This is a genomic window from Streptomyces nigra (assembly GCF_003074055.1).
Lineage (GTDB): Bacteria > Actinomycetota > Actinomycetes > Streptomycetales > Streptomycetaceae > Streptomyces > Streptomyces nigra.
This window is the reverse complement of the sequence record NZ_CP029043.1, coordinates 1098538-1114103: the sequence shown is the minus strand read 5'-3', so window position 1 is coordinate 1114103 and position 15566 is coordinate 1098538. Positions and strand designations below refer to the sequence as shown.

Genomic DNA, 15566 nt, shown 5'->3' with positions numbered 1-15566 from the left:
GTGGGGACAGTCACCATGAGTACTTCCAGGCTCACAGGATGTATCCATACGATAAAAGGTGCAACTGGGTGAAATCCCGCTGATTTCCCCCGGTCGGCGGAGTGTCCTTGGCCGGATGAGCCGGGCTCCTGCGCCCCACTGTGTCTGCGATGATCTTTGCCGCGGACGCATCGGGTCATGTGCCGCGCGAGCCAGTACCCTGGCGAATCACCCGTACGGCCGCGCCCCACTCGCCCGGCCGTACCCTGCTCCCCGCAGAACACCAGTCCCCGTGCACGCAGGAAGGCGGTCCGGTCATGAGCGAAGCCCCCGACCCCGAGGTCGTGGAGCTGGCGACCAAGATCTTCGATCTGGCCCGGCAGGGGGAGACCGAGCAGCTCGTGGCGTATGTGGACGCGGGCGTTCCGGCCAACCTCACCAACGACCGCGGCGACTCCCTCGTGATGCTCGCCGCCTACCACGGGCACGCCGACGCGGTACGCGCCCTCCTCGCGCGCGGGGGCGAGGCCGACCGCGTCAACGACCGAGGCCAGACACCACTCGCCGGTGCGGTCTTCAAGGGCGAGACCGAGGTCATCAAGGCCCTCCTGGAGGGCGGCGCCGACCCGGCGGCGGGGACGCCGTCCGCCGTCGACACCGCCCGGATGTTCGGCAAGACCGAACTGCTCGAGCTGTTCGGCGCGCACTGATCCGACGGTTCTGACCAGCGCGAACACGGAAAACGGGGGAGGCGGTACAGGGCCGCCGTAATTTCGGTCGCGGCGGACGGAAGTGCCGAGTCATCATGACGTCGTGATTCACGGACGCGAGGGCTGGGCAGGTGTTGCCGCACCGCGCGGGCCGTGATCGGTCCGCATGGGCCACCGACGAGAGGCAGAGGAAGATGGTCTACAGCAAGCAGGAAACGGCGGGCGCCCCGACGTGTTGTCACGCGGCCAGGTGAAGCAAGAACCCCGGTTGCGTCGACGCTTGATGTGAGGCTGTTTCCCATGTTCGAACCGGTCATAGCGCCCAGCGGTACGCTGCTCGGCCTGCTCCAGCGGGGCCGCGGCGACGGAACGCTGCACGCGCTCACCGCCCCCCGCGCCGAGGCGCTCGCGGCCCTCGACCAGTGCGTGCTGCACGATCCCCGGCACGAGTGGCAGGTGGAGAACCGCTCCCTCTACTACGCCCGCCTCTACCTCGACCTGAACGGCGAGCTGGACGCGATCGAGGCCCATCTCTTCGACGTCGAGGACGCCCTGGACTCGGACGAGTCACGTACCGGGCTCGCCCTCGCCGTCCTCGGCCATCTCGCGTCCTACGGGCGCCGGGACGCCCTCGAACTGCTCCGCAGGTACGCCGCCTCGGGCTCGAACTGGGCCTGGGCCCTGGACGAGCTCGCGCTCAGGGACGACGACGCGGGTCTGCGCGCCCTCGCCGCGCCCGTCCTGGCGCGCTTCCCCGCCGATCCCGAGGGCGACGCCGAGCTGGCCGTCGCCGTACGCGACGCCTTCGAGCCGCGGCCCTGGCGGCTGTGGGCCGACGATCCCCGCCCGTCGATCGCCACGCGCGTGCGTGCCGCGCACGAGACGGGCTGCTTCGACCGCTGGCAGCGCCAGATGAGCCCCACCGGGCCCCGCCCGGGATGGAGCGTGCAGGCGGTCTTCGACTGGGCCCAGCAGGGCCTCGACCGCGGCGCCGCGCTGCATGTGCCGGCCGCCCGGTGCCTGTCGGCCGTCGCCGGGCCCGAGGACCGGCCGCAGATCGTCGAGGCGGCCCGGGACGGCGGCGACGGAGCCCGCTGCACGGCGCTGCGCTACCTCGCCGACACCGACGACCCCGAGGTGCTCGACCTCGTCGAGGCCGCCGTCGTCACCGGCTCACCGGTCGTCGTGGAGGCCGCCGTCGACGCCTTCGAACGCATGCGCAGTGTCGCCGCCGTCGACCGCGCGCGGGGCTGGGCCCGGCGCCCCGATCCGCTGGGCGCCGCGGCCGGACGGCTGCTCGCCTGCCGGGGCGGCGCCCAGGACAAGGATCTCGTCCTCGCCGCGCTGCGCGAGGCCGTCCGCGGCGAGGGCCCCGACGCGCCCACCCTGTGGACCCTCGTGGACGGTACCGGACGCCTCGGCATCGCCTGTGCCGCCCCCGTCCTGCGCCACATCTACCGGGAGACCGCCTCCTCCCATCTGCGCGGCCGCACCGCCCGCGCCCTCGCCGCCACCGACCCCTCCTTCCCCGCCGGCTTCGCCGTCGAGTGCCTCTGGGACTGCGAGGAGAGCACCCGCGAGATCGCCGCCCGGCACGCCGAGACCGGCGACACCCGGGTCGTGGAGCGCCTGCGCCGCCTCGCCGCCGATCCGGCCGAGGAGGACGAGGTACAGACGGCCGTACGCAGCCGGATCGGGCCGGACGCGACTACGGGCTGACGCGGCGCGTGGCGCGTGCCGCGGGGTGCGATGTGCGCGCTTGTGAAGGCCGGCGGGGTCGGAACCGCCGGCCTTCGGCGTTCGTCGCCGGCCCGGGGGATCGGTGGGGCGCCTACGGCCGGTTCAGCGGCGGCGTACCGGGACCGAGCGGGTCGGGGTGCAGAGCCGTGCGCAGCCGGGTGGGGCCGGACGCGGCCACGGCTGACGCGGAAGCGTGCACTGTGGAGGAGGCCGGCGGGGTCGGAACCGCCGGTCTTCGCGGCCGGATCAGCGGCGGCGTACCGGGACGAATCGGATCGGGGTGCCCGGAGGGGCCTGGGCCGCCGCCGGGAGGTCGGATGCGCGGACCACGGCGATCACCGGGTAGCCACCCGTGGTCGGGTGGTCGGCCAGGAAGACGACGGGACGGCCGTCGGGCGGGACCTGGATCGCGCCCAGGACCATGCCCTCGCTGGGCAGCTCACGGGTGACCGCCCGCTCCAGGGTCGGGCCCTCGGTGCGCAGGCCGATGCGGTTGCTCGCCGGGGACACGCGGTAGGGGCGAGAGGTGAAGACGCGCACCGCCTCGGGGGAGAACCAGTCGTCGCGCGGGCCGAGCGTGACGCGCAGGACCAGTTCGGTGGGCGGCGCCGGCTGCGGAGCGACATCCACGCGCGCGTGGAGGCCCGCAGGGCGGCCCAGGGGCAGGACCGCGCCGTCCGTGAGGGGCGGCGGACCCAGACCGGACAGGAGGTCCGTGGAGCGGCTGCCGAGCACCGGCTCGACGGCGACGCCCCCGGAGACGGCGAGATAGGTGCGGACGCCCGAGACGGCCGGGCCGACGTCCAGCAGGGCGCCCGCCGGCACGCGCACCGGAGCGCCCCACGCGGCCGGGCGGCCGTCCACCGTGACGCGGCAGGGCGCGCCCGTCGCCGCCACCGTGACCGTCGAACGCGGCCGTACCGTACAGCCGTTGAGCGTCGTCTCCAGGACGGCGGCGTCGGTGGGGTTGCCGGCCAGCCGGTTGGCGAGCGCCGCCGCGGGCGGGTCGAGCGCACCCGAGCGGGGCACGCCGAGGTGGGCGTGACCGGGTCGGCCCAGGTCCTGCACGGTGGTCAGGGCGCCGGCGCGGACGACGGAGAGCGCGTGGTCGGTCATGAGCCGTCCACCCGGACGAACCGCACGCGCGTACCCGGTGCCAGCAGGGCCGCAGGCATCCGGGTGTGGTCCCACAGCACCGCGTCCGTCGTGCCGATGAGCTGCCAGCCGCCCGGCGAGGACCGCGGGTACACGCCCGTGTACGGCCCCGCCAGGGCCACCGCGCCCGCGGGGACGGCGGTGCGCGGGGTCGCCCGGCGCGGGACGTCGTACCGCCGGGGCAGCCCGGTCAGATAGCCGAAGCCGGGGGCGAACCCGCAGAAGGCGACGCTGAACTCGGTGTCCGCGTGGATCCGGGCCACCTCCCGCGGCGACACCCCCCAGAGCGCGGCGACGTCGCCGAGGTCGGGTCCGTCGTAGCGGACGGGGAGCCGGACGACGTCACGCGCGTGTGCCGGGGCGGGAGGGACGTCGGACAGGGCGAGCTCGACGGCGAGGCGGTCCGGGTCGGTGAGGCCGTCCAGCAGGACCGTGCGCGCGGCGGGGACGATCTCACGGACCGCCAGCGAGCCCTCGGCACGGCGGCGCAGCAACTCCGCGTGCAGCGCCCGGGCCTCCTCGCCCGAGGAGACCTCCACCAGCAGCGCGTCGACACCGACGGGCAGCGTCCTCATACGAAGGCCTCCACGCGGACGCCCGACTCCTCGAGGCGGTCCCGCACCCGGCGGACCAGCTCGACGGCGCCGGGGGTGTCGCCGTGCAGGCACAGCGACCGCGCGCGTACCTCGACCCGGGTCCCGGCGTGGGAGGTGACCGCGCCGGCGCGGGCCAGCCCCAGCGAGCGTGCCACGACGGCCTCCGGGTCGGTGACCACGGCGCCGTCCAGGCCGCGCGGGACGAGCGTGCCCTGCTCGGTGTACGCCCGGTCCGCGAACGCCTCGGTGACCGGGGGCAGTCCGGCCTTGTCCGCCAGCTCCAGCAGCCGGGAGCCGGGCAGACCGAGCACCGGCAGGGAGGCGTCCGCGAGGAGCACGCCGTCGATCACGGCACCCGCCTGCTCCTCGTCGTGCACGACGCGGTTGTAGAGGGCGCCGTGCGGTTTCACGTACGCTACGCGCGCGCCGGCGGCCCGCGCGAAGACCTCCAGGGCGCCGATCTGGTACGCCACTTCGGCCGCCAGTTCGGCGGGCGGCACGTCCATCGCACGCCGCCCGAACCCCGCGAGGTCCCGGTAGGAGACCTGGGCGCCGATCCGCACCCCGCGCGCGGCCGCCTGCTCGCACACCCGCCGCATGGTGGCCGCGTCCCCGGCGTGGAAGCCGCAGGCCACGTTGGCGCTGGTGACGACCGACAACAGCCGTTCGTCGTCGGTGAGCCGCCAGCGGCCGAAGCCCTCACCCAGGTCGGCGTTCAGATCGATCGAGGTCATGAGTGGGTCGTTTCCCCGGTTCCGTGGTCAGGCGACGATGCGGTACTGCTCGTCGCGGGCGTCGGTCAGGAACATCTGACCCGGTGCATGCGTGATCGCGAACGGCGGGCGCGACGCCATCACCGCGGCCTGCGGAGTGACCCCGCAGGCCCAGAACATGGGGATGTCGCCGGGCTCCAGGTCCACCGGGTCGCCGAAGTCGGGGCGAGCCAGATCCGCGATGCCGAGGGCGGCCGGATCGCCGCAGTGCACGGGAGCGCCGTGCACCGCGGGCAGCAGCCCGGTCTCCCGCAGGGCGGCCGCCACATGCTGCGGCGGCACCGGGCGCATCGACACCACCATCGGTCCGCTCAGCCGCCCCGCGGGACGGCACGGTCGACCGGTGACGTACATCGGGACGTTGCGGCCCTGTTCGACATGGCGGATCGGGACACCGGCCTCGCCCAGCGCCGACTCGAAGGTGAAGCTGCACCCGATCAGGAACGACACCAGGTCGTCGCGCCAGTGGGCGCGCACGTCCGTCGGCTCGTCCACCAGCTCCCCGTCCCGCCAGACCCGGTAGCGCGGCAGATCGGTGCGCAGATCTGCGCCGTCCGCGAGGACCGTCGTCCAGGAACCGGCGTCCGTGACGTCGAGCACCGGGCAGGGCTTCGGATTGCGCTGGCAGAACAGCAGCATGTCGTAGGCCCAGTCGGCGGGCACGGAGATCAGGTTGGCCTGGGTGTGGCCGGCCGCGACCCCCGCAGTGGGGCCCGCCAGCCCGGCCCGGAAGCGGGCCCGGGCCTCGGCGGGGCTCCACGCGCGCGCGTGCGGGTCGAGGAGGGTGACCGGGGAGTCGTCCACGCCGGTGGCGGCGGAGAGGTCGACACGGGTGGCGGCGGAGCCGTCGACGCCGGGTGGGACCGTGCTGTTCACACCAGCTCCTTCCCACGCGTCTCCGGCAGTCCGAGCAGGGCCAGCGCCGCGAGGCCGTAGCCGATCGCGCCGAACACCAGCGCGCCCCCCACGCCCCAGCTGTCGGCGAGGAAGCCCACCATGGTGGGGAAGACGGCGCCCACCGCGCGGCCGGTGTTGTACGTGAAGCCCTGTCCCGTGCCGCGCACCGCCGTCGGATACAGCTCGCTCAGATACGAACCGAAGCCGCTGAAGATCGCCGACATGCAGAACCCGAGCGGGAAACCGAGCACCAGCAGCAGGGTGTTGGCGCCGGACGGGATGTTCGCGTACGCCAGGATGCAGACGGCCGACAGGAGCGCGAACAGCCAGATGTTGCGCCGGCGGCCCAGCAGGTCCGTGAGGTAGCCGCCGGTCAGATAGCCCGCGAAGGCACCCGAGATGAGGAAGGTCAGGTACCCGCCGGTGCCGACGACGGACAGCTCGCGCTCGGTCTTCAGGTAGGTCGGCACCCAGGTCGCCAGGGTGTAGTAGCCGCCCTGGACACCCGTGGACAGCAGGCCCGCGAAGACCGTCACCCGCAGCAGGCCGGGCTTGAAGATCGCGGTGAACGAGCCCTTCTCCGCGCTCTGTTCGCGTACGGCGACGGCCTCGGGGGCGTCCTGCACACGCCGGCGCATCCAGATCACGAGCAGCGCGGGCAGCGCGCCGGTCCAGAACATCACGCGCCACGCCAGGTCGTCCCCGACGAACGAGAAGACCAGGGTGTACATGACCGCCGCGAGGGCCCAGCCGACGGCCCAGGAGCTCTGGATCGCCCCGAGGGTGCGGCCCCGGTTGCGGGCGCTCGCGTATTCGGCGACCAGGATGGCGCCGACCGCCCACTCACCGCCGAAGCCCAGGCCCTGGAGGGCGCGGAAGACCAGGAGCCACTCGTAGCTGGGGGCGAAGCCGCAGGCCACGGTGAACACCGCGTAGGTGACGACCGTGAGCATCAGGGCCCGGACGCGGCCGATCCGGTCGGCCAGCACACCCGCGAGGGCGCCGCCTATCGCGGAGACGACCAGGGTGACGGTGGTGAAGAGGCCGGTCTGGCCGCTGTCCAGACCGAAGTACGCGGCGAGCGCCACCATGCTGAGCGGCAGGGTGAAGTAGTCGTACGAATCCAGGGCATAGCCGCCGAAAGCGCCCGCGAAGGCGCGGCGTCCGCGCGGTCCCAGGTCGCGCAGCCAGCCGAACGCGCCGTCAGCGCCCGTCTGCGGGGCGGGGGTGGCGGGGTGGGCGGTGTCCTGGGGAGCGGTCTTCGAGGTCTGCGGTGGAGGGGTAGTGCTCATGGGCACCTCGCAGTGAAGGGGTGGGTGGGGACGGGGGCGGGCCGGGTGGGGCCCGCCGTGGTGCCGGGTGTGGGGGATGGGGGCCGGCGATTCAGGGGAGCGGGAGCGGATTTGGGATGAAAGGGGCGAACTGTTCTGAACGGGATCGGGTGGCCCCGAACAGTGACCAGCAAGGTAGAGGATCGTTGAACGATCCTTCAATACCCCTGTTGTTTCGTTCTCCTGACTGCGGTTGAATTCCGGGCATGGCAGAGCAGTTGGGCGGACTGGCCGACGACCGTGCCCTCCTGGGGCGGACGAGCACGGCGGAACGGGTCTCGGACATCCTCAGGAGCCGTATCGCGGAAGGCTTCTTCCCGCCCGGGACCCGGCTGTCGGAGGACAGCATCGGCGGGGCGCTCGGTGTGTCCCGCAACACACTGCGCGAGGCGTTCCGCCTGCTCACCCATGAACGGCTGCTCGTGCACGAGTTGAACCGGGGGGTGTTCGTCCGGGTTCTGACCGTGGAGGACGTGGAGGACATCTACCGCACCCGGCGCCTGGTCGAGTGCGCGGTCGTCCGCGGGCTCGGCGAGCCGCCGTACCCCCTGGAGGGGCCCGCCGAAGCCGTCGCCGAGGGGCAGCGTGCCGTCCGCGAAGGTGACTGGAAAACGCTGGGGACGGCCAACATCCACTTCCACCGCGAACTGGTCGCGCTGGCCGGCAGCGAACGCACCGACGAGCTCATGCGCAGCGTCTTCGCCGAGCTGCGGCTCGCCTTCCACGTCGTGGACGACCCCCGCCGGCTGCACGAGCCCTACCTCGCCCGGAACCAGCAGCTCCTGGAGGCGCTGGAGGCGGGCGACAAGGCGGAGGCCGAGCGGATCCTCGCCGTCTACCTCGACGACTCCCTGGAGCGGGTGGTCGAGGTGTACCGGCGGCGGGTGGGGGAGGGGGAGATCGTTCCCTGAGACGGGTTCCCGGTTCCGGGTCCCGAGGCGGGGCTCCCGGTCTTCAGACGGAGTCGCCGGTCCTCAGACGGAGTCGCCGGTCCTCAGGCGGGGTTCCCGGTCCTGAGGCGGGCGCCATCGGTCCTGAGGCGGGGTTCCCGGGGGCGGACGGCGTGACGCGGGGCCGCTCGGAGGGGCTCGCGCCCGCCGGAGGCGATCCGTGCCGTTTGGATCGTTGTCAGACCTAGGACCTAGTCTGTGCACCGTGACTTCGCCTGCATCGACGGACCGCGTTCCGCCCCAGCTCAGCGCGGGGCCGCGCCCCGCGCCGGGCCCGGCCGCCGACGAGGGCCTGGCGCGGCGGCTGCGCGCGCTCGCCTGCACCGCGCCGCTGCACGACCTCGACGCCCGCAAGGCCAATCTGGCGGGCGAGTACTCGGTGTACGGCATGGCCGAGGTGGCCCTCGCCGCCATCGACCTGGTCACCCTGAACATGGACTTCGACACGGGCGCCGACCACGACCAGATAGTCGCCAGACTCATTCCGCGCATCGCCGCCCAGGCCCCGCGGCGCCCCGTCGCCGAGCACGAGCGGGTGGCCCGCTGGGTCCTGGAGAACCTGATCAACGTCGGCAGCGTCGACCGCGGCTTCCGGGCCGTGTACGGCACGTTCACGCCGGACGGCAGCTATGTCCGCCGTGACTACGACTTCAAGCTGATCGAGGAGGTCCCGGGGCCCGGCGGCACCGTGTACCTCCGTACGACCGACGAGGCCGTCAACGTCTTGGTCGGCGCCCTGGACACGGACGTCACCAGCGCCCAGATCGCCGCCGAGGTCAAGCTGGAGGTGCTGATCAACCGCGGGCGCCTCGCCGACGCCCAGCTGGCCGCCGAGCAGGCCCGGTACCGCACCGTGCAGTACTCCGAGACCCTGCGCCGCGCCCTGGACGCCACGCGTCGCAACGTCCGGGCGGTCGACTGGCTGAACGCCGTCCCGGACATGATCGCGGAGGCCCTCGACCACGTCGCCGACCGGTACCGCCACGAGAACGCGATCCTCACCAACATCCGCAAGGCCCGCGACGAGACCGAGGACCCGGAGCACAAGCGCCGCGCGGCCGAGCTGGTCGACATCGTCAAGGACTGCATCCGGCGGCACACCCAGCTCCAGTCCCGGCTGCTGGAGGCCGGACCGCTGTTCCGCGCCGAGCAGGACCGGCAGGCCTTCGCCACGCCCCTGACCACCTCGGGCATGGACCTGTACGGGCATCTCGTCGCGCCCCTACTGCCGCTGCCGCTGGAGCGGGCCGTCCGGGTCACGGACGCCTTCTTCGCGCACGGCACCGGTCTGCGGACGCCGGTGTCGGTGCGGCTGGGCGACCTCGTCGACATCCTGCTCACCCCGCCCGTGGAGCGGGAGCATCTGGGCGCAGAGATGCCCGAGCCGGACCTCATCGCGACACCGGACGACAGCCGGTTCAGCGAGGAGCAGCTCGCCGCCGCCATGGAACTGCTCGACCTGCCGGCCGACGCCCCCCGCCGGCTGTCCGGCCTGCTCGCCGAGGCGCGCCGCCAGGATCCCGAACTGCCGTACCTGGTCGCCCTGCTGGCCGTGCACGCCGCAAGCCCCCCGGTGGGCACGGCATACCGCCAGGGCGAGGAGAAGCTGCTGTTCGCCGTGGACGACGGGACCGAGCTGGACGACCCCGAGTTCGGCGGCGCCGACCTCATCGTCGGCATGGCACTGCTCGACGCGGCCGGCATGGCCGCCGACCGGACGGAAGCGGCATGAGCCGTACCGGGCGCCGGGCGACTCGGTACCCACGCCGAGGCCCCGGCGCGCACCGCCATGACGCCGTACACCGCCTGACCCCGCACCACCCCCACAAGGAGCCGCGACCGTGACCGAGCACGTCGATCGGAGTGAGCCGGAGGCCGCCGCGCCAACGGCGCCCGCGGCCGTCACCCCCGCCGACGCCGCCGACGCGGCGCGGCTCGTCTCCTTCGGGCTCCAGCCCAAGCTGCAGCCCGCGCGCGACCAGGAGTACACCGAACTGCTGCGCCGCTACCGCGAGGACCCGTCCTTCGCGCGGCTCGCCGACGCCGTCGCCACGGGCCTGGGTCTGGTCGTCCTGGAGGTGTCCCCGCGCGCGGGGATGGCGGTCACCGCCGCCGAGGACTCGGTGTTCGCCGTGCGCATGAGCGACTACGCCCGCCGGACGTCCGCCGACGGCGGCGACCGCTTCCTGCACGGGCTGGCCCATCTCGCCGTCGCCGCCATGGCGTTCCCCCGTCCCGAGGACCTCGCCGACGACGGCTACATCGGGCGCGTCACGGTCAACGGCGTCGACGCCTTCGTCCGGCAGGCCTGCCGCCGGCTGGAGGAGCGCGCCGAGGAGCAGGGGGAGAACACCGACCCCGCCACGGACGCCCCCGGCCTGGAGGCCGCCTGGCGCATCTGGATCAGACGCAGCGCCACCGGCGCCACCAAGGACGCCCGGCGGCTCGCCGGTTCCACCACCGGCATCGTCGGCAAGGCCGTCGCCTTCCTCACCGACTCCGGCTTCCTCCAGCGCACCGGCGACGACCATGGCGGCACCTACCGCACCACGGCCCGCTACCAGCTCCAGGTCCGTGACATGGCGGGCAGCGCCGCCATGACCGAGCTGCTGGAGCTGGGCGTCGTCCCGGTCACCGACGGCACACCTACCCTGCTGCCCGCCGAGGACACCGACGCCCTGGACCTGGTCGCCGACGCCGGGCTGCCGTTCCACTCGGCCTGAGCCCCACCGACCTCCCCCACCTGCCGAAGACTTACGAGAGTCCGCCATGTACGAGCTGTCCCGGGTCCGCCTCTACTCCATCGGACCGGCCGGTGCGCGCTACGCCGACACCGTGCTTGACCTGCGCGGTGTGGGCGAGCCCGTGCCCGACCCCGCGCCCACCCAGGCGGAGTTCTTCGAGGAGGAGCCGGTCGGCCCGCCGCGCCGCCCCGCCCCCGCGGGCGTGCTCTTCCTGGAGAACGGCGGCGGCAAGTCGGTCCTGCTCAAACTGATCTTCTCGGTGATGCTGCCGGGCCACCGCAACACCCTGGGCGGCGCCAGCTCCGGAGTGCTGCGCAAGTTCCTGCTCGCCGACGACTGCGGGCATGTCGCCCTGGAGTGGCAGCACACCCTGACCGGCGAGTGCGTGGTGGTCGGCAAGGTCAGCGAGTGGCGGGGCCGCCAGGTCTCCAACGACCCGCGGAAGTTCGCCGAGGCCTGGTACTCCTTCCGCCCCGGCCCTGGTCTCAGCCTGGACAACCTCCCCGTCGCCGAGTCCACCGCCGTACGCCCGCCGGGCGAGGGGCAGTCCGGCGCACAGGGCCGTCGGCGCACCATGAAGGGCTTCCGGGACGCCCTGACCGAGGCGGGCAAGGCGTATCCGCACCTGGAGGTGCACTGGGAGGACATCCACGACCGCTGGATCGAGCACCTCGGTGACCTGGGCCTCGACCCCGAACTCTTCCGCTACCAGCGGGAGATGAACGCAGACGAGGGCGAGGCGGCCGGCCTCTTCGCGGTCAAGAAGGACTCCGACTTCACCGACCTGCTGCTGCGGGCCGTGACCGACACCCGGGACACCGACGGGCTCGCCGACCTGGTGAGCGGTTTCGGCAACAAGCTGGGCCGGCGCGCCGAGCTCATCGCCGAACGGGACTTCACCGCCGGGTCCGTCGACCTGCTCGGCCGGATCGTCGATGCCGCCGAGACGCGCACCCGCGCGCGGGACGTCCACGCCGGCGCCGAGCGCCGCACCCGCGCCCTGGCCCGGCGCCTCTCCGCGCGGGGCACGCGGGAACGCGTCCGGGCCGCCGACCTCGCCCAGCGGGTCACCGAGGCCGCCCACGCCGTCACCCACGCCGAGTCCGCGCGCGAGCGCAGCGCGCTGATCGCCGCCGAACTCGCCTACCGGCACGCCTCGCTGGCGCTCGCCGCCGCCGAGAAGTCCGCCGCCGCGCAGAAGCGCGAGCTGGCCGACGCGCGCACCCTGCACGCCGCCTGGCAGGCCGCCGAAGTCGTCCTGCGGCATCGCGCCGCCGCCGACCGGGTGGCGCGCGTGGCCGCCGCCATCCAGGAGGCCGAACGCGACGCGGCCCCCGCGCTCGCCGCCCGCGCCAAGGCCGCCGTCGACCTCGTACGGGCCCTGCACGCGGCCGCCGAGCGCGCCGAGGCGCAGGCCAACGAGGGCGAGGAGCGCTCCGCCGCGCTCCAGGAGGCCGGCGAGTCCGCCCACCGCGACTCCACGGCCGCCGCCACCGAGGCGCAGCGCGCCCGCAGCGAGGCCGGGCATCTGCGGCAGCGGCTGACCGAGGTCGAGCAGGAGACCGCCGAGGCCGTCCGCGCGGGCTGGCTCGACGACAGCGCACCCGACGCCGATCCGGCCCGTGCCGCGCTCGCGGCGAGCGACGCCGAGAAGACCGCCGTCGCCGCCTGGGACACCGCCCGCGAGGCATCCCGCCGTGCCTCGGAGCACGCGCGCGAGGCGGCCTCCACGGAGTCCCGCGCCGAGCTGACGGCGGCCCGCGCGGCCGATGCCGCCCTGGCCGCGGAGCGTGCCTACGACGCCGAACGCCGTCTCGCCGAGAGCCTCGCCGCCGAGGAGCGCCTGGTCGAACTCCTCGGCCTCTCCGGCGACTCGGGCCCCCGGCGCGGCTCGGTACCCGCCCCGCGCGCGGGCGACCAGGCCGCCGCGAAGGCGCGCACGGACGCGGGCGGCGGCGTGGACGGCGCGCTCACGCCGGAGGACCTCGACCGGTTCGCCGACGAACTGCGCGAACTGCTCGACGACGCCGTCTCCGCCGCCGAGCGTCAGCTCTTCGACCTACGGACGGCCGCCGCCGACGACGCCCGCATCCTCGGCGCGCTCGGTGACGGCGGACTGCTCCCGCCCGGCCCGGACGTCCTGGCCACGGTGGAGTTCCTCGGCGAACAGGGCATCCCCGCGCTGCCGGGCTGGCGCTACCTCGCCCAGGCCGTCGACCCCGTCGACCACGCACGGGTGCTCGCCGCCCGCCCCGAACTCGTCGACGGCGTGATCATCACCGACCCCGGCACCCATGCCCGGGCCCGCGAGGCGCTGGCCGACGCCGCGCTGCTGCCCCGGTCCACCGTCGCCGTCGGCACCGCCGCCGCGCTGCTCGCCCCCACCCCGGCCGCCGACGCGCCGGACACGGACGTCTTCCTCGTCCCGCCGAACCCGGCCATGCACGACGAGCACGCCGCCGACGAGGAACGCCAGGCGCTGCGGGCCCGGGCGACCGAGCGCGACGAGGAGATCCGCGGCCTCGCCGCCCGCCTCGGCAAGGACCGGGAGCTCGCGGCACGCCTGGCCTCCTGGCGCACCGGCTGCCCGGCCGGCCGGCTCGTGGAACTGGCCCAGGCCGCCCGGGACGCGCGTGCGTTCGCCGAGGAGTCCGAGGCGGAGCTGGCCGAGGCCCGGAGCGTACGCGCCGAGGCCGACGAGGCCGCCGCCGAAGCCGCGGCCGTCCGCGACGAACGCCAGGAGGCCGCGCAGAAGGCGCGGCGCGCCGCCGACGCTCTGGCGGGCCTCGCCTTCCGGCTGCGCGAACGGGCCGGCTGGCAGGTCCGGCTGCGGGAACTCGCCGACGAGGCCGCCGAGTCCGAAGCACGCGCCCAGTCCTGTCTGGAGCGTGCCCGCGCCGCCGACGAGGACCGCCGCGCCGCCCAGCGCGCCGCCGACGACGCCCGCCGCACCGCCCGCGCCCTGCGCGCCGAGCGCTCCGAGATCGCCGGCGCCCCCGACGACGTACCGGACGGCGACGCGGACTCCCCGAAGGCCTCCCTGCCGGCGCTGCGCGAGGCGTACCGGGCCGCATCCCAGGTGTACGAGAAGGTCGGCGTCGGCGCCGACCTGCGCGCTGAGCAGGCCCGCGCGGAGAGCGACGAGAGCGCGGCCCGCGCCGAGCTGGACCGGCTGAGCAACAAGGTCCGCACCCGGGCCGAACAGCTCCTCGAATCACCGGACGGCTCCGACGGCCCGTCCAGGCAGGCGGCCGTCTCGCGCGCGGAGGAGCTGGTCCAGCTCCTGGAGACCCGGATGTCCGGCGCCAGCGAGCAGCTGGGCCGGCTGCGCGGCGAGGCCGAGCGCCACGCCCCTCAGGAGGGCGAGGCGCACACCGAGCTGCCGGAGGAGCTGCGACCGCGCGACGCCGAACACGCCCAGTCCCTGCTGCGCACGGCGACCACCGAACTCGCCTCGCACACGGAGGCCCTCACCCAGGCACGCGACGCGCACACGGAGTTCCTGGACGCCCATCGCGCCGCCGAGGACGCGGCGGGCGGGTTCGACGAGATCGCCGCGATGCTGCGCGATCTGTTGCGCGAGCACACCTCCGACGAGGAGCAGGAGGCCGTCGAGCCCTATCCCGGAAGCCTGGAGGAGGCCCGGCGGTCCGCAGCCGAGGCCCGCCGGTCGCTGCGCGGCTGCGCCGCCGACCTCTCCGCCGCCGAGGCCGGAGTGCGCGAGGCCGGCGACGTCCTCGTCCGGCACGCCAACTCCACCCGCTACGAGCAGGTCCGCACCCCGGCCCGCCAGCAGATCCGCGAGCTGCCCGCCTCCGCGCTCCCCGAGCACGCCCAGAAGTGGGCGGACGCCTTCGCCCCCCGGCTGCGCGTGCTCACCGACGAACTGGCCCAGCTGGAGCGCAACCGCGACTCGATCGTCGACCGTCTGCGCGGCCTCGTGGAGTCGGCCCTGGCGACCCTGCGGTCGGCCCAGCGGCTGTCCCGGCTGCCCGAGGGGCTCGGCGAGTGGTCCGGGCAGGAGTTCCTGCGCATCCGCTTCGAGGAGCCAGACCAGGCCACCCTCACCGAACGGCTGGGCGAAGTCATCGACGAGGCGACCCGGGCCGCCGTGAAGAAGAACTCCGACCTGCGCCGGGACGGGATGTCTTTGCTTCTGCGGGGTGTCGCCGCCGCGCTCCAGCCGAAGGGCGTCGCCGTCGAGATCCTCAAGCCGGACGCCGTGCTGCGCGCCGAGCGGGTGCCCGTCGGGCAGATGGGCGACGTGTTCTCCGGAGGCCAGCTGCTCACGGCGGCCATCGCGCTGTACTGCACCATGGCCGCCCTGCGGTCCAACGACCGGGGCCGGGACAAGCACCGGCACGCCGGCACGCTCTTCCTGGACAACCCCATCGGACGGGCCAACGCCACGTATCTGCTGGAACTCCAGCGCGCCGTGTCCGACGCGCTCGGCGTCCAACTGCTCTACACCACCGGCCTGTTCGACACGACGGCCCTCGCGGAGTTCCCGCTCGTGATCCGGCTGCGCAACGACGCCGATCTCAGGGCCGGCCTGAAGTACATCAGCGTGGAGGAGCATCTGCGTCCCGGACTGCCGCAGCAGCAGGCGGGCGAGGCGGGGCACAGCGAGATCACGGCCACCCGGATGTTCAAGCGGCCCGCGCCCGTGGACACCCAGGGGGTGTGAGTCG

Annotated in this window: 11 protein-coding genes; 6 read left to right on the top strand and 5 right to left on the bottom strand. The window is 74.3% G+C overall.

Annotated elements, in window-relative coordinates:
* Positions 1-296: 296 nt before the first annotated feature.
* Positions 297-689 carry an ankyrin repeat domain-containing protein gene (locus DC008_RS05120; protein WP_055623719.1) on the top strand — a complete coding sequence of 131 codons (393 nt, stop codon included), beginning with the start codon at positions 297-299 and terminating at the stop codon, positions 687-689.
* 300 nt (positions 690-989) lie between these two features.
* Positions 990-2408: a HEAT repeat domain-containing protein gene (locus tag DC008_RS05115; protein WP_108705919.1), complete on the top strand. Its 1419-nt coding sequence runs from the start codon at positions 990-992 to the stop codon at positions 2406-2408.
* Between the two features lie 267 nt (positions 2409-2675).
* Here the strand turns inward: DC008_RS05115 and DC008_RS05110 are convergent, their stop codons facing one another.
* The 5 genes from DC008_RS05110 to DC008_RS05090 form a co-directional block, all read right to left on the bottom strand.
* Positions 2676-3545, bottom strand: coding sequence for a 5-oxoprolinase subunit C family protein (locus tag DC008_RS05110; RefSeq protein ID WP_108705918.1), 870 nt, complete (start codon positions 3543-3545; stop codon positions 2676-2678).
* Positions 3542-4159, bottom strand: coding sequence for a 5-oxoprolinase subunit B family protein (locus DC008_RS05105; RefSeq protein ID WP_108705917.1), 618 nt, complete (start codon positions 4157-4159; stop codon positions 3542-3544). Before DC008_RS05105 ends, DC008_RS05110 begins: the two co-directional genes overlap by 4 nt.
* Positions 4156-4914, bottom strand: a complete 759-nt coding sequence (locus DC008_RS05100; protein WP_108705916.1) for a LamB/YcsF family protein — start codon at positions 4912-4914, stop codon at positions 4156-4158. The genes DC008_RS05105 and DC008_RS05100 overlap by 4 nt, the downstream gene beginning before the upstream one ends.
* 27 nt (positions 4915-4941) lie before the next feature.
* On the bottom strand, positions 4942-5757 hold the full coding sequence (locus tag DC008_RS05095; protein ID WP_108710571.1) for a putative hydro-lyase: 816 nt from the start codon (positions 5755-5757) through the stop codon (positions 4942-4944).
* 68 nt (positions 5758-5825) lie between these two features.
* On the bottom strand, positions 5826-7142 hold the full coding sequence (locus DC008_RS05090; protein ID WP_108705915.1) for an MFS transporter: 1317 nt from the start codon (positions 7140-7142) through the stop codon (positions 5826-5828).
* A gap of 245 nt (positions 7143-7387) precedes the next feature.
* Here DC008_RS05090 and DC008_RS05085 point away from each other — a divergent pair, with 245 nt between their 5' ends.
* The 4 genes from DC008_RS05085 to DC008_RS05070 all read left to right on the top strand — a co-directional run bounded on the left by DC008_RS05085 (position 7388) and on the right by DC008_RS05070 (position 15562).
* Positions 7388-8092 (top strand): GntR family transcriptional regulator, encoded by a 705-nt coding sequence (locus DC008_RS05085; protein ID WP_108705914.1) that lies wholly within the window; start codon positions 7388-7390, stop codon positions 8090-8092.
* A 244-nt stretch (positions 8093-8336) separates the two neighbouring features.
* Positions 8337-9863, top strand: coding sequence for a hypothetical protein (locus DC008_RS05080; protein WP_108705913.1), 1527 nt, complete (start codon positions 8337-8339; stop codon positions 9861-9863).
* Between the two features lie 109 nt (positions 9864-9972).
* Complete coding sequence (locus DC008_RS05075) at positions 9973-10854, top strand: hypothetical protein (RefSeq protein ID WP_108705912.1); 882 nt, start codon at positions 9973-9975, stop codon at positions 10852-10854.
* A 46-nt stretch (positions 10855-10900) separates the two neighbouring features.
* Positions 10901-15562: a hypothetical protein gene (locus DC008_RS05070; protein ID WP_108705911.1), complete on the top strand. Its 4662-nt coding sequence runs from the start codon at positions 10901-10903 to the stop codon at positions 15560-15562.
* The last annotated feature ends 4 nt before the right edge of the window (positions 15563-15566 follow it).